Here is a 20,272-nt window from a genome sequence, read left to right as displayed (position 1 = left end):
GAACCCAGCCATGCAGCGAGTCCAGGAGACCGCGGACGGCTCCGCCGGACTGCCCGGCCCGGGGCTGCCCGTCCCCGGGCCGGGGCCGCTCTCCTCCGCACAGGAACGGCTGTGGTTCCTCGACCAGCTCCATCCCGGCAACGCCGCCTACCTGATCCACTGGTGCGCCCGGATCCGAGGCCCGCTGGACCGGGCCGCACTGCGCGCCGCGCTGGCCGACGTCGTCGCCCGGCACGACGCGCTGCGGACCGTCTTCCCCGCCGCGGAAGGCAGCCCCGCCCAGCGGGTCCTGGCGGCGGTCGAGGTGCCGTGGACCGTCCTCGACCTGACCGGGGCGGCCGAGGAGGAGGTCGTCGGGCGCGCCCAGGAACTGGCGCGGGAGCCCTTCGACCTCGCCGCGGGCCCGCTGCTGCGCGCCGGGCTGCTGCGCGCGTCCCAGGACGAGCACCTGCTCGTCCTGACGGTTCATCACATCGTGTTCGACGGCTGGTCCCAGGGCGTTCTGATACGGGAACTGGCGCAGTGCTACCGGGCCCGGACCGCCGAAGCGTCCGTACGGCCCGAACTCCCGGTACTGGAGCTCCAGTACCCCGACTACGCCGCCCGGCAGCGGGAGTGGCTGGGCACCGGTGTGCTCGACGAGCAGGTCGAGTACTGGCGGAACCGGCTCGCGGGCGCACCGCAGTCACTGGAGCTGCCCACCGACCGGCCCCGGCCCGCGAACCAGTCCTTCGCCGGCGGCTACGAGCCCCTGGACCTGCCCGCCGAGCTGCTCTCGGAGGTGGGCGCGCTCGGGCAGGAGTCCGGCGTCACCCTGTTCACCGTGCTGCTGGCCGGGTACGCCCTGCTGCTGTCCCGGCACAGCGGCAGGGACGACCTGCTGATCGGCGTTCCGGTCGCCGGACGCGACCAGGTGGAGCTGGAGCCCCTGGTCGGACTGTTCGTCAACAGCCTCGTACTGCGGGCGCAGTTGGACGACGACCCCACGGTGCGGGAGCTGCTGGAACGCGTGCAGGACGAGTTCTTCGAGGCCTGGTCCCACCAGGATCTGCCGTTCGAGCGGCTGGTCGAGGAACTGCGTCCGGAACGCGACCCGAGCAGGTCCCCGCTGGTCCAGACGATGTTCTCGCTCTACCACGCCCCCGCCCCGGAGTCCTTCGGCCCGGAGCTGGCACTCGACCGGGTGGAACTGGACCCGGGCGCCGCCAAGTTCGACCTGTCGCTGTTCCTGGAGCAGACCGGGACGCAGGTGACCGGCGGGATGGAGTACTGCACCGACCTGTTCGAGCCGGCGACGGTCCGCCGGATGCTGGGCCACTACCGGGAGCTGCTGGGCGCCATGTGCGCAGCTCCCGAGGCCCGGCTGTCCGAGCTCGACATGCTGCCCGCCGACGAGCGCCACCGGCTGCTGACCGAGTGGAACGACACCGCCGTGGCCTGGCCGGACGACGCCTGTCTGCACCAGCTGGTGGAGGCCCAGGCGGCGCGCACCCCGGACGCGGTGGCCGTGGAACACGCCGGGACGTCGCTCAGCTACGGCGAGCTCGACCGGCGGGCCGAGCAGCTGGCCCGGTGGCTGCGCGGGCAGGGCGCGGGACCGGGCGCCTTCGTGGGCGTCTGCCTGGAGCGCTCCCCGGACCTGGTGGTGGCGCTGCTGGCCGTACTCAAGACCGGCGCCGCCTACCTGCCCCTGGACCCGGGGTATCCGCAGGACCGTATCGACTTCGCGGTGGCGGACGCCGGGGCGGCGGTCGTTCTCACCGAGGGACGGATGGCCGGGGCGTGGGGCGAGACCGCTGCCGCGGGGATGTCCGCTGCCGTTCCGGTGGAGGGTTCGGGCGGCGGCCTCGCCGCACCGGTGGAGGTCTCCGCCGACGGCCTCGCCTACGCCATCTACACCTCGGGCTCCACGGGCACGCCGAAGGGCGTGATGGTCGGGCACCGGGCCATGGTCAACCTGGTCCGTTCGCTGGCCGACGAGATCGGGTTCGGCCCGCGCGACCGGCTGCTGGCGGTCACCACGGTGGCCTTCGACATCGCCGGGTTCGAGCTGTTCGGCCCGCTGAGCCGCGGCGCCACCGTGGTCCTGGCCGACCGTGACACCGCCGTGGACGGCGACGCGCTGGCCGCGCTGCTGCGCTCCTCGGGCGCGACGGTCATGCAGGCCACGCCCTCCACCTGGCGGCTGCTGCTCGCCGCCGGCTCCTGGTCCGGCGCCCCGGAGCTGCGGGCGCTGTGCGGCGGCGAGGCGCTCCCGGCGGACCTGGCCCGCCGTCTGGTCGACGGCACCCGCACGGTGTGGAACGTGTACGGCCCCACGGAGACCACGGTGTGGTCGCTGAGCGCCCGGCTCGACGCGGACACGCTGGACGGGGCGGCCTGCGTCCCCATCGGGCGGCCGCTCGCGAACACCCGGGTGTTCGTGGTCGACGACCGCCTGCGCCCGGTCGCCCCGGGCGTGCCCGGGGAACTGCTCATCGGCGGTACCGGCGTGGCGCACGGCTATGTCGGACGGGCCGAGCTGACGGCCGAGCGGTTCGTGCCCGATCCCTTCGCGACTCCCTCCCAGGGGATACAGCGCCTGTACCGGACCGGCGATCAGGTGCGCTATCGCGCCGACGGTTCCCTGGAGTTCCTGGGCCGGCTCGACCACCAGGTGAAGCTGCGCGGCTTCCGGATCGAACCCGGCGAGATCGAGAACGTCCTGGCCCGCCACCCGGGGGTCGGCGCCTGCGTGGCCGTGGTGCGGGAGGACGAACCGGGTGACGCCCGCCTGGTCGCGTACTACACAGGAGATCCGGTTGCGGGCGAGCGGCTGCGTGAGTCGTTGCGGGCCAAGCTGCCCGACTACATGATCCCCTCGGCCTTCGTGCCGTTGGCGGAGCTGCCGCTGACCGCCAACGGCAAGATCGACCGGGGTCGGCTGCCCCGGCCCGAGCTGCGGCGCGCGGACCTTGAACGGGAGTACACGGCCCCCCGCGACCGGACCGAGCGCGTCCTGGTCGAGACCGTCGCCGAGCTGCTCGGACTGCCCGCCGACCAGGTCGGCGTGCACGACGACTTCTTCGAGCTCGGCGGACACTCGCTGCTGGCCACCCGGCTGGTGGCCCGGATCCAGCGCGAGCTGGGCGCGGCGCTCGCACCCCGGGACGTCTTCGAGGCGCCGACCGTGGCCCAGCTGGCCGGGCGGGCGCGCGGCCGGGCCGTCCTGCCCGGCCAGGTGATCGCCCGGCGCGAGCGCGGCAGCACGCCCCCGCTGTCGGCGGTGCAGCAGCAGCTCTGGTTCATCGACGAGCTGACGCCCGGCACCGCCGCGTACAACCTCGCCCCGGCCTGGCGGCTGCACGGCACCCTCGACCGCGCCGCGCTCGCCCAGGCGCTGGGCCGCCTGACGCAACGCCACGAAGCGCTCCGGATGTCCTTCCCGCCCGGCCCGGACGGCGCACCGACCGTCGTCGTCGCCGAACAGGCCGACATCCAGCCGCGCTACGTCGAGCTGGACGCGCCCGAGCAGGACGCGCTGCCCCTGCTCAGGGAAGAAGCCGTGCGCCCCTTCGACCTCGCGCGGGGTCCGCTGCTGCGCGCGACCGTGATCGCCTTCCCCGGCGGCGACCACATCCTCCAGCTGACGACCCATCACATCATCGCGGACGGCTGGTCCTTGGACCTGATCAAACAGGACCTCCAGGCGTTCTACGAGGAGGCGGTGACCGGCCGTACGGAAGCCGCCCCCAGGCCGCTGCCGGTCGGGTCCGGCGACTTCGCCGCCTGGCAGCGGGCGCTGCTGGACGGCCCCGCCCTGGAGTCGAGCCGCCGCTACTGGCGCGAGGAGCTGGCCGGCGTGCCCCCGCTGGAGCTGCCCACCGACCGGCCCCGCCCGGCGGTCGCCGGCGTCGTGGCCGCGACGCACGACTTCCGCTGGGACCGCGAGCTGGTGGACATGCTCCGGTCCGTCGCCACGGCCGAGGGCGCGACGCTGTTCATGGTGCTGCTGGCGGCGTTCCAGTCGCTGCTGTCCCACCACACCGGGCAGCGGGACTTCGCGGTGGGCACGCCGACGGCGGGACGCCTGCACCCGGAACTCGAAGGGGTGGTCGGCTCCTTCGCCACGATCATGCCGCTGCGCGCCCGGCTGGACGGTGACCCCTCGTTCCGGGAGCTGGTCTCCCGGGTCAAGTCGGGCCTCCTGGACGCCTTCGAACACCAGGAGCTGCCCTTCGCCGAGATCGTGCGCGAGCTCGCCCCCGAACGCAACACCGGCCGGTCGGCGGTCTTCGACGTGACCTTCGCCCTCCAGAACCACGGCAGCATGACGGCCCGGGGAGGCGGCGCCCCGGACTTCACCGACGTCGACTACCCCGCCGACCGGACCCACTTCGACCTGTCGCTCTACCTCACCGAGGACGAGGACGGCCTGGCCGGCCGCTTCGCCTACCGCACCGATCTGTGGGACGCGTCCACGGTCGCGGCTCTCACCGACCGCCTCACCACGCTGGCACGGGCGGCGGCCGCCGCCCCGACGACGACGGTCGACCGGCTGCCGGTGCTCACCGAGCGCGAGCGCGACCTGCTGCTCGGCGCATGGGCCGGTACGACGCGGGCCCCGGCCGGCGAGGCGGCCACACTGACCGGTCTGCTCGACCTCGCCGCGCGGCGGTATCCGGACCGGCCCGCCCTCGTCCACGCCCGGCAGAGCCTCAGTTACCACCAACTCCACAGTCACGCCGACGACTTGGCCCGACGGCTGCGCGGGCTGGGAGTCGGCCCCGACCGGCGTGTGGCCATCTGCACGCAGGAGCCCGCCCGGACCGTCGTAGCGCTGCTGGCCGTGCTCAAGGCCGGGGGAGCCTATGTGCCGCTGGATCCGGCACAGCCCGTCGAGCGCCTGGAGTACCTCCTCGCCGACTCGTCCGCGACCGTGCTGCTGACGGACCGGCAGGTCGGCCGGCGGCTGGCGGGCTTCGCGGGCGAGCGAATCCTGCTCGACGACTGGGAGACGGACTGGGCGGCGAGGGGGGACTCCGGGCCGGACGAGGAACTCGCGGCTCCGCCGCTCACCGCCCCCTGCGCGGACGACCTCGCGTACGTCATCTACACCTCCGGTTCCACGGGCCGGCCCAAGGGCGTCGCCGTCCAGCACCGCGAGATCGTGAACTACGTGAACGGGGTGCGCGAGCGCCTGCGTATCGTCCCCGGCGCGAGCTACGGCCTGCTCCAGTCGCTCTCCTTCGACTTCAGCCTGACGATGCTGCTGCTCGCGCTCAGCACGGGCGGCCGGCTCCACCTGCTGCCGCGCGACAGTTCCGGCGCGGAGCTTGCCGAGGCGGTCGCCGAACACGGCATCGACTACCTGAAGTTGACGCCCTCGCACCTGGCCGCCCTCGCCGTGGAGGCAGGCCCCGAGCCGCTGCTGCCCCGTCGCGGCCTGGTGCTGGGCGGGGAGGCCGGCGCGCACGCGTGGGCGCAGACCCTGGCCGGGTTCGGGCGCTGCGCGGTCTTCAACCACTACGGCCCCACCGAGGCCGTCGTCGGGGCCACGGTGCACGAGGTCACGGCGGAGGAGGCGACGGCCGGCGGGTCCACGCCGATCGGCAGGCCGCTGCCCGGCGTTCGCGTCTACGTACTGGACCGGGCCCTGCGGCCGGTGCCGCCCGGCGTGACCGGCGAGCTCTTCATCGGCGGGCCCCACCTCGCCCGCGGCTACCTCGGACGCATCGAACCGACGCGGGAGCGGTTCCTGCCCGACCCGTTCGTCGCCCGGCCGTCGTCCGGGGCCGCGAACGGGGTCGGACGCATGTACCGGACGGGTGACCTGGTGCGCCGACTGCCGGACGGCAGCCTGGAGTTCCTCGGCCGCCAGGACCACCAGGTGAAGATCCGCGGGTTCCGGGTGGAGCTGGGCGAGGTCGAGACCGCGCTGGCGCAACTGCCCGGCGTCGCCCAGGCCGTGGTGGTCGTGCACGGTGACGCCGAGCGGCAGCAGCTCGTGGCCTACCTGGAGCAGCCGGGCACCGTGGCCCAGCCGCAGGCCGAGCACCTGCGCAGGGAACTGCTGCGGCGGCTGCCCGAGTACATGGTGCCGACCCGCTTCGTCGCCCTGGACCGCCTCCCGCTCCAAGGCCACGGCAAGGTCGACCGCAAGGCGCTGCCGGACCCGGGAGCGCTCCAGGCGGCTCCGGTCGCGCCGTCAGCCGGGCCCGCGACGCCCACCGAACGCACCGTCGCCCGCATCTGGGGCGAGCTGCTCGGCATGGAGGGAACGGACGCCGTCGGCGCGACGGACGACTTCTTCGCACTCGGCGGCTACTCGCTGCTCGCCACCCGGCTGGTCGGGCGGCTGCGGCAGGAGTTCCCCGAGCAGGCGGTACCGGTACGGGTGACGGACCTGCTCCACAACCCGACGGTGCGCGCGATGGCCGCCCTCGTCGACGGGCCCGAGGCGGACCGCTCCGCACCCGAGGGGCGCGAAGCCGGTGACGCCGTTCGCGGCCTGCTGCATCGGCTCACCCCCGCCCGCCCGGTCCCGGCGAGCACCCATCTCGTCTGCGCCCCCTACGCGGCCGGGAGCGCGCTGATCTACCAGCCGCTCGCCGAGGCCCTGGCCCCGGACTGGGCCCTGCACGCGATCGCCGCGCCCGGCCACGAACCGGGCGAACAGATCCGTGCCCTGCCCGAACTGGCCCGTGACTGCGTCACCGAGATACTCGAACAGATCGACGGCCCGGTGGCGCTCTACGGCCACTCGGCCGGCGTGGCCCTCACCGTCGAGATCGCCCGCGGTCTCGAAGCCGCCGGACGCCGGGTCGAGGCCGTGTACCTGGCGGCGAACCTGCTCCCGGCCGGCCGCCTCCCCCGGCTGCGCCACGGCGCCGCGTCACTCCGGGAGCGACTGGGCGGCGCCCGCGCGTGGACCGCCACCCTGGTGGACGCGGACGTCGATCCGGCCCAGCTGAGCCCGGACCACCTCGCCCAGCTGGTACGCAACCGTCGCGCCGCCTGGCGGGAGTCCCAGCGCTACTACCGCTCCGTCCGGACAGGCCGTGGTCCGCGCCTGAGGGCCCCGGTCATTGCCGTCGTCGGCGACCGGGACCAGGCGACCAAGAACTTCCGCGACCGCTACCGGACCTGGCGCCATCTCTCGGACCGAGTCCTCCTGACGGTCCTCCCGGACGCGGGCCACTACTTCCTCAGGCCCCGCGCCGCCGACCTCGCCGACCTCGTCGAGGCCACCCGCGCCCTGCTGGCACAGAGCACCCTGAACGACGCGGCAACGTCGCGGCGCGGATGGCGCGTGGAGGATGTGCGGTGGTCGGCGCCGGGTGGGGAGGCGTAGTCCGGCGCCGTGCCCCGGGCTGTCAGCGGCTGGGTGCGCCCCCGCCCGGCTGTGGTGGCCGCGGGACGCGTGGCTGCTGTGCCGGAGCCGAGCTCCCGCCCGTCGGACCGGAGGGACCGCCGGGGGTGGCCGTGCCCTTGCCGGACCGGGTCCGGGCGATCCTGGCTATGGGGTTCACGGAGGCAGGGCCGGTGGGACCGGTGGCGGTGGGACCGGTCGCGGCCGGGCCACTTGCGGTCGGTCCGGTGGCGGCGGGTCCGGTGGCGGTGGAACCGGTCGCGGCAGGTCCGGTGGCGGTCGGTCCGGTCGCGGTGGGACCGGTCGTGGTGGGACCGGTCGTGGTGGAGCCACTTGTCGGGACCCCTGTCGTCGTCGTGGCGTTCGGCGCCGAGGCCTTCGGCGCCGACGGACTGTTCGCCGATGCCGATGCCGATGCCGATGCCGTGGCCGTCGTGGGCCTCTGCCAGCTCTCCGGAACGGAGCTGTGCCGCTGCACGGTCCCCTGCTCCCGGGCCTCGGCGAGGCGGGCGGTCTGCGTGGCCGTGGGGGCGAAGCCGACCGCCGCGTTGCCGGTCTGGGCGGGAACCTGACGTACGGCCATCGCGGTGAGGGCCGGCTGGGTGTCGGACGGGAAGACACCGCGGGGCAGCAGCAGCGACGCGGACCCGGTCACCTCCACGCGGTGCTGCTGCCCACCCGCTTCGAAGTTGAGGCCGTACCCGACGTACAGCCGGTCCTGGTCGAACATCAGGTCCCCGTTGACCTGACCGCCACCGGACCGGGTCCGCTCACCCAGCTCCTGAAGGGGCTCGGGCAGCGGGAAGGTACGGCCGAGGCAGCCGACGTACGCCTCCGCCTCCGCGTTCCCCTCGCGGAACCGCGGCTTCCCGTCGGGCCCGGTGTGCATCTGTACGGCGCCGACGCGATTGGCCGGGTCGATGTCGATGGTGAGCCGCCCGTCACCCCCGTGCGAGGCCTCGAACCGCTCGCGCATCGCGTTGAACTGGACCTGGTTCTCCAGCGCCGGAGGAAGGTTCGGGCCGACGATGGTGACCCTCGCCTCGGGGTCGGCCTCCAGGATGATCTCGGCGTTGGCCACACCGGTGCCGCCCGCACCCGCGATCAGCCAGGTCTTCGGGCCGTCCGCAGCCGTCGGGTCGAAACGGTTCTCGGCGATCTCGTCGCCGATGAAGACCCGTCCGGGCGCCTCGGCCCGCACGTGCTCCCACTGGGCCGTGGCGTCGAGTGTGCGGAGCGCACCCCTGCTTCCGTCGTCGGCGCGCAGTGTGTCCAACACGCCGTCCTCGCCCAGCACTTGGAGAGCAGCCTGAGCGGTGGGCGCCTCGGCGAGCCGGGCGTGCAGAGGTGAGTCGGCGGGCAGCCGCTCGCGCACCGTTTCGAGGGCTTCGGGCAGCGTCTGCACCGTGCGGTCGGCGCCCGGGATCAGCTCGGGCGTCAGTCCGGTGGAGACGGTCGGCACGCCCTGGACCTTGACGTAGACCTCGTCGGAACCGTCGGCGGGTTTGATCTGTGCGTACAGGTTCCCGTCGCCCGCGGCGACCAGCGTGCCGTTGCCATCGACGACCGGGCCGCGTACCGCGAGGGTGTCCTCCCACAGACGCAGGGCGTCGCGCGGCACCCGGCTGCCGGGGTCGACGAACTGGTGGGCGTCACCCAGGCCGGCCGCCGGCATGCCTCGTGTCTGGTCCGCGGACTGGACGAGGCCCTCGCCGGGATCCAGGTGCCATCGGCCGCGCGCGTCGATGAGCAGGGCGTCCGGATCGCGGCCCGCGAGGCTCGCCCCACCGCCGATGACGACCTGGCGGGTGGGCCACTCGCCGTTCGCCGCGGCCTCCGCGCGCAGTTGGGTGAGGGTGTCGGCGCTGACGCGGGTGCGCTGCTCGGCTGCCTCGGCGGCGGCCGAGGCGAGTTCCTCGCGGGGGATGGGGGAGCCGTCCGGCCGCAGGCCCGGCATCGGCGGCCCGTTCCCGAGCGGCAGGGTGTACTCGGCACGGGACCGGAACGCCTGGAGGTCGGCCGCGTCGGCGGCGCCCAACTGCTCGACAGGAACGGCTAGTTGGGCGACAACGGCACGGGATTCGGGGGTCAGGTGCGGGTCGACCGTATCGAGGCGGAGGTCTGCGGCCTGAAGTTCCCGCGCGTGCTGCTCGGAATCGGCCGGGGCCTGCGGGCGCAGACCGGCGTGGTCGACGAGGGCGGACAACTCACCTCGTGCCTCGGCGCGTTGGTCCTCGCCCAGGCTCGCGTCGTGCATGCGCGCGGCCAGATAGTTGAGCTCGCCCACACGGCCGAGGTCCTCGTCGGTGAGCCGGAAACCCTGCTCGGCCGCGGAGAGTTGCCCGCGTGCCAGCAGGTTCTGGCGCGGCGGGGCGACCCCGGCGACCTCGGGGTCACCGGCCGCCGCCCGCATCGCGCGCTCGCGCACGGAGAGCATCTCGCCGACCTCGTGGCTGAGTGCCCGGCCGACCTGCTGCGGGTCCATCCGGTCGGAGAGCTGCACGATGTGGTGGTCCGACGTGGGGTTGACGTAGGCACGGGCGACCGTGCCCGTCGGCAGCGGTACGGAGTCCACGCGGAGCGTGAGGTCCCTGCCCTGCCGGTCGGTGAGCGCGAAGTAGGGCTCACCGGCCTGGTCGGCGCGCAGTTCCACCGAGCGCAGCCGCTCCGCGTACAGGCTCTGCACGACCATCGGCAGTGTGCTCTGCGCCTGCGCGATGACGGCGGCCTGCCGCCCCGGTTCCGGGGCCGTGCCCGTGCCGCCGGTGAAGCGGCTTCCGGCCACGTCGGCCGCCGTGATGACGCTGATCTCCTGTGGCTGCGGTGCCGGGTCCCCGGCCTGGTCGTTCCTGCGGTTGAGCGGTTCCTGCTCCACTGGCACTTTCCCCCTTGACCGGCCTCGTGGCACGTAGGATCTTGTCATGCTGATCGCCCGTTCGACGCAAGAAGCGCACCTCTACATGGACCTGCACGCATGCGAGTGCGGGGCGACCGAATTCGCGCGCGAGCACCGCCTGGAAGAGCGCGACGGCGCGTTGGTCGCGGTGTACGAAGGCGCGTGCCCGCAGTGCGGCCGCGTCCGTTCGTTCGCGTTCGTCATGACCGACGAACTGCCGCCCGCGCCCCCGGCGTTCGGCGGCGCCGAGCCGTCGGGGATCATCGACCCCGGCGAGTTCCTGTGGGTCGCCGACCAGGTCGGCACGGACGCGGGACTGCGGCTGCTGAACGTGCCGCCCGCCGGGCAGCGCGAGCACCGCCCGGGCATGGAGTACGCACTCGCCGCCGTGGACGAGGTGCTCAAGTTCCTTCCGGAGGGCGCCGATTCGATCCCCGAGGAGCGCTTCACCTCGGAGCGGGGCCGCGAGCTGTACCGCAAGGACCCGACCCGCTTCAGCCGCGTCTGGCTGCTCGACAACCAGGCACGCAAGCGGCGCATCCTGGCGGGCGTCGACCGGTTCAGCCCGCCCGAGGGCGTGTAGCCGCCTAATGACGCACGAGGGGCTCGGGGCGCCGGCGGTGTGATCGCGGCCGCCGGGCCGGTGGTGCCCGCCGGGCGGCCGGCAACCGGCCCGGCTGTGCCCGTACTCGTACCGGCGCCCGAACGCAGCTTGCCCGCGGCGGAGATGCGGAAGATGGCGTCGCCCCGCAGGAAGCCCTGCTGAACGCCCTCTTGGACTCCGTGCTGGACGCCCTGCTGAGAGGCGGCGCCCGCCCCCCTGCCTGCTCGCGCCGCGAAGTCGCCCCGCTCCGACGTGATCAACCCTGTCGCCAGCCCGCCCGCCACCAGCTTCTCCGCGTTCTCCCGGCTGATGGAGAAGCCGCGTCCCGAACCGCTCCGCGCGTAAAGGTCCTTGATCATGGCCTCGGGTGCCATGCGGCCGCCGTACCAGTCGCGGCCTGCGTCGAACTCGCCGCGCCCATGCTGCCAGCGGCCCGCGTTCTGTGCGAGGCATTGCTCGACGGGAACCTCGACCGAGAGCAGGACGCGCTTGTCGTAGCCGTCGTGGCGGAGGCTGCCGAGGAGCTTCTCGTTCCAGGGCTGGTCCCGCAGGGTCGCGTCGTAGAGCAGGTTGTAGCCCTCGCCGCGCGCCCACTGCTCGAAGACCTCTTGCAGGTACGCCGACTCACGGTGCGTGAGCGAGGCCATCTCGGACGGGGACACCTGGCGTCCGTCGGACAACTCATGAGCTGCCGACGGCAGTTGAGGCGCACCACCGTGCTCGAAGACGGCCACCTTGAACTCGTCCGGGTCGAGGACGACATAATCCCGTACGGCCACGCCGTGCACCCCGGCCAGCGCGCGCCCCAACTCGTCCTCGCGACTCTGCCATTCGGCGAGCCCGCGCAGCGCGCCACTCTTGCCCGCGCCGGGCGCCCCGGCGGTGAGCAGCGCGGCATGGCCGTCCCGGGGCAGCCCGGCGCACCGTGCCTGGAACTCCTCCAGGATCGAGGCGTGCAGTCGCTCACGGTCCGGGCTCCACAGCACACCGTGCCGGAACCGGTTGTACGTGTCGCCGTCGCCCGGCGCGAGATCGCCGCCGGGCGACATCCGGGTCTGCAGCTCCCGGTACAGCGGGCGGTATTCATGTCTCAGCTCCGCCTCGGGCCCCTCGTCACCAGGAGTCACGGTCGCGGATCTGTCCCGTCCGCCCGGTCCCGTTCCCACTCCCGCGCCCGGTCGATGCGGCGCTGGATCTCCTCCAGGTCCTCGCGGGTCAACTGGCCGAGCAGCCGGGCCGCGGAGACCACGGACAGGGTGTTGTCCTGGTGGGTGGGCTCGGGGTGGCCCTCGTCCAGGCCCTCTTCCTCCTCGAAGGGCCAGGCGGCGACGTGGGCGAGCATCTGCTCGCGCTCGACGAACCCGGCGGCGTAGAGGCCGAGGTAGGCGCGGAGCGAGGGGGTGGAGTCGGGGGCGGGGGTGCCTTGTGCGGGGGTGCCGTGTGCGGGCGTCTCGTTCATGATCGGGAGTATTCCTTCCGGGCTGTGCCGGTCTTCCTGGGCGGCGTCCTGGCGGTCCGGCTACCAGAGGCTCGTCTCGTACGGATCGGGTTCCTTCTGGCCGCCGCCCGCCCCCGGGGCGACGTACGGCTCGGCCTTCGGTACGGCCTTCACCCGGTGGCTGCCCTCCTTGCAGCCCGCGAACGGGCCGGTGGGGGAGCGGAGTTCGCCGAGTACGGGGGCGAGGTGGTCGCGGTGCCAGACGGAGGGTCCCGTGGCGCCGGCCGCCGGGTCGGTGAGTTCCTGCCAGGCGAGCCAGAGGGCGTGCAGGCGGGCGACCGCCTCCAGGTGCTCCCACCAGCGCGGGCACCAGGGCTGCTGGGAGGTGACCTCGCGGCCGTAGACGGGCAGGAGGAGGTCGGACACCCAGAGGGCGAGGCGGCCCATCTCGTCGATGTACTCCTCGCCGTCCAGGTAGAGGATGAACGGCGGGGCGGCGGACTCCTCCGGCTGGGGTTCGGTGGTCGTCATCGGATGATCCCTTCGGCGGCGCGTGCGGTGATGGCCTTGACCTCGGCCTGGGCCGCGGTCGCGATGCGCTCGGCGCCGCGCTCGGCGTACCACGGGCGGAGCTTCACCAGCGCGGGCTTGATGCCGGTGGCCAGGAGGAGGGCGGTGCCCTTGGGCAGGGCGCGGATGCGGTCGGCGGGCAGGATGCGCTCGAGGCGGTACGACGTCGAACGCGAGCGCCCGTCCTTGCTCTTGGTGTAGCTCACCGTCGACACGTCGTGCTCGCCGACGAGCCGCGAGACCTTGTCCACGAAGTCGGCGTCGTCCAGGCCGGCGCCGAGCAGCTTGATGGTGGCCGCGCCCCACAGCGCGTCCATGCCCGCCTCTCCCCACACCCGGGTGCCCTGCCGGTAACTCTGCAGCAGGGTCACGATGTTGATGCCGCGCGAGCCGAAGTGCGAGTACAGGTCGGGCAGATCGGAGATCCGGCAGACGTTCGCCGCCTCGTCCAGCACCGCCGTCATCGGCGGGTCGAGCCGCCCGCCCATCCGCTCCGCGGCGACAACTCCCGACCGCAGCACGGAATCCGCTGCCGCAGCGATGACGCCCGCAGCGGAGCCGCCGCCGTCCTTGGAGAGCAGGTACAGCGTGTCCCGGGACAGCACGTGCTGGGACGGCAGGAACTGCGGGAGGTCCGGGTCGGGGCTGATCCAGGCCGCGATGCCCGGGTCGAGCAGACACGCCACGCACTGGCGGGCGGTCTCGTAGATGCCGTCGCGGGTCTCCACCGCGCCCTGCACGGTGCCCTGGAGCTGGTCGGCGAGCGCCGTCATCCCGGCGTCCCGCAGCAGGTCGACCGGCGTACGGTCGGCGGGGTCCGCCAGCCAGGCCAGCACCTCGCCGACCTGCCGCTTGCCGCGGTTCGCGGCGTGGAACAGCGCGGTGAGCGTGTTCTGCGCCGCAGAGATCCAGAAGTCCCGCTTCGACGCGTCGTCGTTCACCGCTCCGACGAAGTGCCCCGCCAGGCGGCGGGCGCCCTCGATGGTGGCCGCGTCCGCGAGCATGTCCCACCACAGGGCGCGCGGCGTGTGCGCGATGCCCTGCGGGTCGAACGTCCAGACCCGGCCCACGCGTTCGCGCTCGGCACGCGTCACGCTGTACACGTCCGCCTTGTTGGACGTCAGCAGCACGCTGCCGCGGGCGCGCAGGACGCGCGGCACCGCGATGCCGGTGGACTTGCCGGCGCGCGGCGCCATCAGGTCCAGCTCCACGTCCTCGTAGCTGGAGCGCAGCTCCGGGCCGTTCGGCTCCAGGTTGCCGAGGAGGTTGCCGGTGTCGTCGGCTTCGATCTTGCCCAACTTGGCCAGGGACGGCCGGAGTTGGCGGGCCCGCTCCGCCGCGCCCTTGGGGAGCAGACCGGCCAGCTCCTTGCGGCCGGCCAGACCGCTGGGCCTCGCGACCCGGTGGCGTACGAGCATGATCAGCACGACCACGGCGGCCACGACGGCGCCGAACACGGTGGCCATCCCGGCCGCGATCGCTGTCGTCCCCGCCTTCGGCCATACCTCGGCCGGGCCCTCCTTCACGAGGGTGGACAGCGTGGACAGCCCGAACGGCGGCGGATCCCAGCCCGCCCCGCTCATGGCCGCGCCGAGCGTGCCGCCCAGCCAGGCGGCGAAGAAGAGGGTGCCTATGAGGAAGGCGGCACCGGGGACGATCCAGGGGAGGAAGTCCTCGCCGGTGGCGCGCTGTGGCTTGCGGGTGGTCATTTCGGGTCCCCGTGGGTGGTGGTTGGTGTGAGGGGGCGACTGCAGTTGTCAGCGGCTCCGCCGCGGGCCCGTAGGGCTGCCCCGGCTACCCCTTCTCCAGCAACGTCTTCCCCGCCTCCGACCACCGCGTGTTCGTGTTGTGCAGCGCCCGCTCGGTGTCCGTGATCGACACCTTGATCGGGATCCCGGGCCGACCGCCCACCTTGATCAGGAAGCGCCCGCGCCCGGGCGGCTCCTCGTTCCCCCCGGTGGAGGCCCACCCCGGCGGCGACGACCACGACGAGACGAGGTCCATCTCGCGCTCGGACATACCGACGATCTCGCCGAGGTCCTTCATCTCCGAGCGGGGAAGCCCGGCGCAGACGACCATCCCGGCCCGCTCCACGAAGCCGCGCGCCTTCGCCCGGTCGGCCTCGCTGCCGAGCGCCTCCGCGTCCTTGAGGGTGTGGGTGATCTTCGCGTCGCCGAGACCCAGCGACCGGTTGAGCCGGGTCAGCGCGTCGATGCGCTCGACGATGCCGGAGGCGGCCCGCAGCGGACGCCACAGCTCGTCGAGGACGGTGAAGAACCAGCGCTGCGGGGCGAGCCCGGCATCCGCGAGAGCGTGCGCGGCGGCCACCGTGCCGAGCCCGTCGGACCAGGCGGCGAGCATCGCGGCGGCGGTGAGCTGGGTGTCGGCCTCGCCGATGCGGGAGATGTCGATGCATACGGCGGGCGCGGCGGGGTTGATCCGGGTGGACGTCTCGGAGGCGAAGGTGTCGCCGAGCGGTCCGTCGAGGACGCCGAGCAGGGAGCGGTGCAGGGGGTCGACGGCCTCCTGGTAGCGGGCCTGGTTGCCGCGGTCCAGGGTCACCGCACGGACCCGGTCCGGGCCTTCGTCCAGCACCTTCAGCAGATCCGGCAGCAGCGGGGCGCGCCCCGGCTTCGTACGCTCCGCGAGGTGGTGCAGACAGGCGGAGAGGACCGACTGCTCGTGGTCGTCCATCGGCCGGCCACGCACGATGGTGATCAGCGCGGCGACCATGTTGAGGACACGGCCGTGCGCCTCGGCGGACAGGATGCGTCCTCGGTCGCCGCCGATCCGTGCCGCCGCCTCGCCCATCGCGCCCGGGTCGAGGACGTTGATGCCGCCGACGCCGCGCCCGATGGAGATCACCTGGCCGCCCAACGCCCGCACGGTGTCGGCGTAGTCGGGCTTCAGGTCGCCGAGCACCAACGGGGTGATGCCCGTTGCGCACATGCCGATCAGCATCCGGTTGACGAGCGTCGACTTGCCGAGGCCCGGCATGCCGAGCATGAACAGGGACGGATTGGAGATGTAACGGGCCCGGGTGAACCAGGAGATGGGGTCACCGCACACGGTCGCACCGGTGTGCAGATGCTGCCCGAGCGGAACGCCGGTCATCGGCGCACCCGAACCGGCCGCGAACGGCCACAGCCCGCAGGCCTGCACGGTGGTCGCGCGCCACAGCGCGGGCGGGTCGACGTGCCCGACCTGGCCGCCGCCGGGGCCGAAATAGCCACGCGGGGGCGCCACTTGAGGACGTGCGACAGACGGCTGCTTGCTCACAGGGACTCCCTGATCTGGTACGGAACGAGGGTGTGCTCCCACGGCAGCAGGCCGACGGGCAGCGTGCAGGTGAAGGCCGAGGCCTGCATCCGGTCGGCGGGGCGCATCAGGATGCGGGAGGACGCCTGGAGGTTGCGCACGGTGATGCCGGCGTCCGACAGCTGCGCCTCGTCGTCGACGGTGACCGTCACCATCATCGAGAACTCCACGAGCCCCGCGCCCGCCGCCTCCTCGGCCGCCGTCTGCTCGGCGGCCTGCATCTCCGAACTGGCCCGCGCCTGGACGAGACCGCGCCGCGAGCCCGCCATGAAGTGCGCGGAGCGCCGGTCGGACTCCACGATGCGCGCGGAGGTCGCCGGGTCGATCGGCCGGTAGACGAGCGAGACCCGCTTGCGCCGGGTGCCGGGCGCGGGCTCGAGGAGGCCGCGCAGCACGCTGGACCGGACGGTGCCGCGCGGTGCGAGCGTCAGCATCCAGGTGCGCGAGACACCCGAGTCGTGGCGGTACGACGTCACGGTCTCGACCGCGGCCGCCGGGCCCGCGTCGGCCCACTCCAGGCCGGTGACCGCGTTCTCGGCGCGGGCGCTCAGGACGTCCGGGGCGATCGCCGGGTCGTAGGCGACCCGCACGATCTCGGCGAGCCGGTCCGCGCCGAGCGGGTAGGCGGAGCCGCCGCCCGCCGCGACCAGGCCCGACAGCAGGCCCGGCAGTCGCATCGACAGGTCGGTGATGATGTCCTCGACGCTCCGCTTGGGGCCGCCGGCCGGGCCGTACGTCAGGGCGATGTACGTGTGCATCTCCGAGGACGCCGACGGGTAGCGGTCGACGACCTCCTGCATCACCGCGCGGGCCGCGGCCGGAGCGGTGGGCGAGATCCGCGGCAGTACCTCGGCCGCCAGCCGCGTTCCGGTGTCGGGGGCGGTCTCGACGACGACCTGCGCACCGCGCAGCCCCGGCTCGTGCGAGAGCCGCGCCAGCCAGTCGCCCCAGGACGCCACCCAGATGTCGACCTGCTGCGGGTCGACCAGCGAACCGCCGTCCGGCTCGCAGGCCAGGACCACGGTGTACAGGCCGCGGCCCGGGTGGTGCAGCACGCCGAAGGAGCGGTTGTAGGCGTCCCGGCCCTCGTACATCTTCGTGCGCGCGAGCAGCCCGGGCGGCTGGTAGCGGCCGCCGGGGCGCTTGGACAGCGGCCCGGAGATGTAGGTGTGCGAGCCGTTCGCCTTCCGCTTCATCCAGCCGATGCGGACCGCGAGGACCTGGTAGACGTTGCGGCCGTCGACGGTGCGCAGTGCCAGCGGGGCGAGGAAGAGCCCGGTCGGCACCAGGACGAAGATCGCGAGCGTGATCGAGACCAGCGAGGCCAGCAGTGCCACCAGGAGTCCGCCGAAGGCGACGACGGTGCCGAGCAGACCCAGGGGGCCGAGTCCGGGACGGCGGGGCCTGCGCCAGTTCCCGTACGTGGGACGCGTCATGGCGTCGGTGGACATGGGTTTCCTTCTTCCGGCTCAAGGCTTCGGGCGTGCGGGGGTGGTGGGGCCCGGGGTGGTGACCCCGGGCCCCGGGGAGGCTTACCGCGCCTCCTTGTCGGGCCCTACTGGTTGTGGCCCTTCATCCCGTCGTTGTCGTCGAGGGAGTTGGTGATTTCCGAGGCGGCCTGCATACCGGTCTGTACGACGACCGCGGCGGCCTGCACCGCGAGCGCCGCGCCACCCGTGGCCGCACCCGCGGCGGCCGTACCGCCCGCGGAGGCCGCGCCACCGGCCGCACCGCCCGCGCCACCGCCACCGGCACCGCCCGCGCCACCGGCCGGGGCCCCGGCGCCCTCGGAGGGCGAGCCCTTCGGACCGGGGGTGCCGCCCCCGCCGCCGCCTCCACCGCCGCCTCCACCGCCGCTGTTCGCGGCGATGTTGACGGCGCCGCTGGCGACGTTGTTGGCGGCGTTCATCGTGACCGTGCCGCCGGACGTGCCGCCGAGTGCGGCCGTGGCCGGGACGATCAGCTTGAGCAGGGCGGGCAGTGCGAAGACCGAGAGGATCAGCATGCCCATGCCCGCGATGGTCTGGTTGAGGTTCCCGGCCTGGTTGCTCTGGCCTTTGGCACTGTTGGTCATCGCTGTCGCCGAATAGATGATCAATGCTGCCGCGGGTTTGTAGAGCAGCCAGGCGGCGAGCCAGCCGATGTGCTTCTTCCACCAGCCCTCGCCCCATCCGGTCATGGAGGAGACGGCGGCAAGCGGCAGCGTGCCGACGAGCATGATCAGTACGCCGATGCGGATGTACATCAGGCAGATCTGCACGAAGGTCGACAGCATCACCAGCAGACCGAAGATGAGCACGAGCCCCGGTGACTCCAGGACCATGACGCCGAGGATCTTGTCCGCCGTCGAGCCCAGGTCGGCTTTCTTGTAGACCTCCTGCGCGTACGCGTCCGATGCTCTGCTGAGCAGTTGGATGCCCGTCGTCGCCACCCCCGCGACGAGGATGACCTTCCACATCCCGTTGAAGGCCTGCCGCATGCTCTGGCCCTTGCGGTCGATGGCCATCCGTATCGCCGCGATCAGCAGCGAGGCCACGGCGACATAGCCCACCAGCCAGCTCGTCTCGCCCTGGATGTCGTTGACGGGATTGGTCGGATCGCCCGGACTGACGTTCATCCACACGCCGTTGAGCGCCTTGAGGACCTGGGACGCGGCCTCGCCGATCGCCTTGGCGAAGGTCTCCACGGCGCCGGCGGCCAGCGCCTCGCCGGTCCCGCCGACGATCCAGTTGAAGCCGGCGCCTATGCAGTCATAGGCCTTCCAGGTGCAGGCCATCTCACGCCTCCCAGGTGATGAAGCCCTTGGTGCCCGCGACCTGGGCCATCCCCGCGTACACCGTGCCGTCCGCGTCGGGCGCGAGCTTCCAGTCGCCGTCCTGCCAGCGCACGCTCACCGAGGCGGAGCCGTAAGCGGCGTTGGGGCCGCGGAGCAGGAGCATGACGGTTGCCTCTTCCTTGTTGTAAGCGAGGACGGAGAAGCCGGCGTAGCCTCCGGCGTCGGCCTTGCCCGAGGTCGGCTTGTCGTCGTCCTGGGAACGGCTGGCGATCAGGGCGTCCCGGCCCGCGCCGGGCACGACCTGGCGGTCGACGACCGTGCGCCAGCCCGGGTAGCTGAGGTGGTCGGTGATGGAGTGGGCGGCGAGTACCGCGCCCATCGGCGTGTGCGCGTAGCAGGACCACACGGGTCCGTCGTACTTGAGCGGACCGATGGTCTTGGACACCGGCACCAGGCCGGTGCCGTCCGCCTTCCAGCGGAAGTCACCGGGAACCTTGGACGGCTTGGCCTGGTCGCTGTCGTCGGTGCGGCAGCCGGCGGGCCGGGTGTCCGAACCGCCGCTGCCGTTGCCGCCGTTGTCGTCGGTGCTGCCCTTCGTGGCGCTCGCCTTCGGGGTCGGGTCCGACGCGGCGCCCGTCGGCGTGTTGTCGTCGTGGGTCAGCATCGTGAAGCCGGCGAGGACGAGCAGCACCAGCAGGAACCCGGCCGAGAGGATCCAGCCTCGCTGCTGCCAGAACGGCTGCTCCCACTCCCCGCTGCCCCCGCGGGACCGGCCGGAGTTCAGCATGTTCGCGCTCCCTTCGAATCAGTGGACGTCGGACGGGGCGTGGATCACGCGAAGACGAAGGTGACGAGGGGACCCGCGGTGGCGACCAGGACACAGCCGCCGAGGACCATGCCGAGGCGGCCCATGTGCTCCGAGCCCTCGCCGCGGCGCATGGAGATCGCCATCATGGCGCCGGTGACCAGGACGCCCGCGACACCGGCCGCGGTGCCGGCCCAGGCGAGGATGCCGAGGACGGTGTCGACCTTGCCGGTCAGCTCGCCGGGCGCGTCCTTCGTGGGGTTGGGGACCGTTCCGTCCGCCAGGTAGATGTGGGCCTTGGCTGCTATCGCCTTGAACATTGACTACTCCCCGATTTGGTCGGCCGCGGGCCGACGTCGTGCGTGCTGTGAGCGGTGGTTGCGAAGGACGCCTCGTGGGAGGCGGATGCCGGGGGGAGGGCTGATGTGACGCCCGGGTTCCCGGCTGCACAGTGAGCTTGGCGACTCCTGTGGGGTTGAGCCAAGCGATGTAGTGATCCAGCACCAGTCGGTGA

Annotated in this window: 11 protein-coding genes and 1 pseudogene; 2 read left to right on the top strand and 10 right to left on the bottom strand. The window is 73.1% G+C overall.

Annotation, left to right across the window (positions count from 1 at the left end; all coding sequences use genetic code 11):
- The first annotated feature begins 10 nt into the window (after positions 1 to 10).
- The gene (locus tag AB5J56_RS19120; RefSeq protein ID WP_369233940.1) at positions 11 to 7,333 is read left to right on the top strand and encodes an amino acid adenylation domain-containing protein; all 7,323 of its coding nucleotides are present in this window, start codon (positions 11 to 13) and stop codon (positions 7,331 to 7,333) included.
- A gap of 22 nt (positions 7,334 to 7,355) precedes the next feature.
- On the opposite strand, the gene AB5J56_RS19115 is transcribed toward AB5J56_RS19120, so the two are convergent.
- Positions 7,356 to 10,226, bottom strand: a complete 2,871-nt coding sequence (locus AB5J56_RS19115; RefSeq protein WP_369233939.1) for a hypothetical protein — start codon at positions 10,224 to 10,226, stop codon at positions 7,356 to 7,358.
- Positions 10,227 to 10,272: 46 nt separating this feature from the next.
- Between AB5J56_RS19115 and AB5J56_RS19110 the strand changes: the two genes are divergently transcribed.
- Positions 10,273 to 10,830, top strand: a complete 558-nt coding sequence (locus tag AB5J56_RS19110) for a hypothetical protein (protein ID WP_369233938.1) — start codon at positions 10,273 to 10,275, stop codon at positions 10,828 to 10,830.
- A 509-nt stretch (positions 10,831 to 11,339) separates the two neighbouring features.
- Here the strand turns inward: AB5J56_RS19110 and AB5J56_RS19105 are convergent.
- The 9 genes and pseudogenes from AB5J56_RS19105 to AB5J56_RS19065 form a co-directional block, all read right to left on the bottom strand.
- Positions 11,340 to 11,900, bottom strand: a pseudogene (locus AB5J56_RS19105) (zeta toxin family protein); the annotation flags it as partial.
- 74 nt (positions 11,901 to 11,974) lie between these two features.
- Positions 11,975 to 12,310 (bottom strand): hypothetical protein, encoded by a 336-nt coding sequence (locus AB5J56_RS19100; RefSeq protein WP_369233937.1) that lies wholly within the window; start codon positions 12,308 to 12,310, stop codon positions 11,975 to 11,977.
- Positions 12,311 to 12,370: 60 nt separating this feature from the next.
- On the bottom strand, positions 12,371 to 12,820 hold the full coding sequence (locus AB5J56_RS19095; RefSeq protein ID WP_369233936.1) for a DUF4913 domain-containing protein: 450 nt from the start codon (positions 12,818 to 12,820) through the stop codon (positions 12,371 to 12,373).
- On the bottom strand, positions 12,817 to 14,568 hold the full coding sequence (locus AB5J56_RS19090) for a TraM recognition domain-containing protein (RefSeq protein ID WP_369233935.1): 1,752 nt from the start codon (positions 14,566 to 14,568) through the stop codon (positions 12,817 to 12,819). The genes AB5J56_RS19095 and AB5J56_RS19090 overlap by 4 nt, the downstream gene beginning before the upstream one ends.
- An 85-nt stretch (positions 14,569 to 14,653) precedes the next feature.
- On the bottom strand, positions 14,654 to 16,138 hold the full coding sequence (locus tag AB5J56_RS19085) for an ATP/GTP-binding protein (RefSeq protein ID WP_369233934.1): 1,485 nt from the start codon (positions 16,136 to 16,138) through the stop codon (positions 14,654 to 14,656).
- Positions 16,135 to 17,628, bottom strand: a complete 1,494-nt coding sequence (locus AB5J56_RS19080; protein ID WP_369233933.1) for an SCO6880 family protein — start codon at positions 17,626 to 17,628, stop codon at positions 16,135 to 16,137. The genes AB5J56_RS19085 and AB5J56_RS19080 overlap by 4 nt, the downstream gene beginning before the upstream one ends.
- Before the next feature lie 104 nt (positions 17,629 to 17,732).
- The gene (locus AB5J56_RS19075) at positions 17,733 to 18,953 is read right to left on the bottom strand and encodes a hypothetical protein (protein WP_369233932.1); all 1,221 of its coding nucleotides are present in this window, start codon (positions 18,951 to 18,953) and stop codon (positions 17,733 to 17,735) included.
- A gap of 1 nt (position 18,954) precedes the next feature.
- Positions 18,955 to 19,740, bottom strand: coding sequence for a hypothetical protein (locus tag AB5J56_RS19070; RefSeq protein WP_369233931.1), 786 nt, complete (start codon positions 19,738 to 19,740; stop codon positions 18,955 to 18,957).
- 44 nt (positions 19,741 to 19,784) lie between these two features.
- Entirely contained in the window at positions 19,785 to 20,078 is a 294-nt protein-coding gene (locus tag AB5J56_RS19065) for a hypothetical protein (RefSeq protein ID WP_369233930.1), read from the bottom strand.
- Between the last annotated feature and the right edge of the window lie 194 nt (positions 20,079 to 20,272).

This window comes from Streptomyces sp. R21 (genome assembly GCF_041051975.1).
Taxonomy (GTDB): Bacteria; Actinomycetota; Actinomycetes; order Streptomycetales; family Streptomycetaceae; genus Streptomyces.
The sequence above is the reverse complement of the archived record's forward strand: the minus strand, read 5'-3'. Positions and strand labels throughout refer to the sequence as shown.

Coding starts and splice junctions, on each gene's coding strand:
- AB5J56_RS19090 (WP_369233935.1), bottom strand. CDS start 14,568: ATGACCACCCGCAAGCCACAGCGCGCCACCGGCGAGGACTTCCTCCCC.
- AB5J56_RS19110 (WP_369233938.1), top strand. CDS start 10,273: ATGCTGATCGCCCGTTCGACGCAAGAAGCGCACCTCTACATGGACCTG.
- AB5J56_RS19065 (WP_369233930.1), bottom strand. CDS start 20,078: ATGTTCAAGGCGATAGCAGCCAAGGCCCACATCTACCTGGCGGACGGA.
- AB5J56_RS19120 (WP_369233940.1), top strand. CDS start 11: ATGCAGCGAGTCCAGGAGACCGCGGACGGCTCCGCCGGACTGCCCGGC.
- AB5J56_RS19100 (WP_369233937.1), bottom strand. CDS start 12,310: ATGAACGAGACGCCCGCACACGGCACCCCCGCACAAGGCACCCCCGCC.
- AB5J56_RS19075 (WP_369233932.1), bottom strand. CDS start 18,953: ATGGCCTGCACCTGGAAGGCCTATGACTGCATAGGCGCCGGCTTCAAC.
- AB5J56_RS19095 (WP_369233936.1), bottom strand. CDS start 12,820: ATGACGACCACCGAACCCCAGCCGGAGGAGTCCGCCGCCCCGCCGTTC.
- AB5J56_RS19080 (WP_369233933.1), bottom strand. CDS start 17,628: ATGTCCACCGACGCCATGACGCGTCCCACGTACGGGAACTGGCGCAGG.
- AB5J56_RS19070 (WP_369233931.1), bottom strand. CDS start 19,740: ATGCTGAACTCCGGCCGGTCCCGCGGGGGCAGCGGGGAGTGGGAGCAG.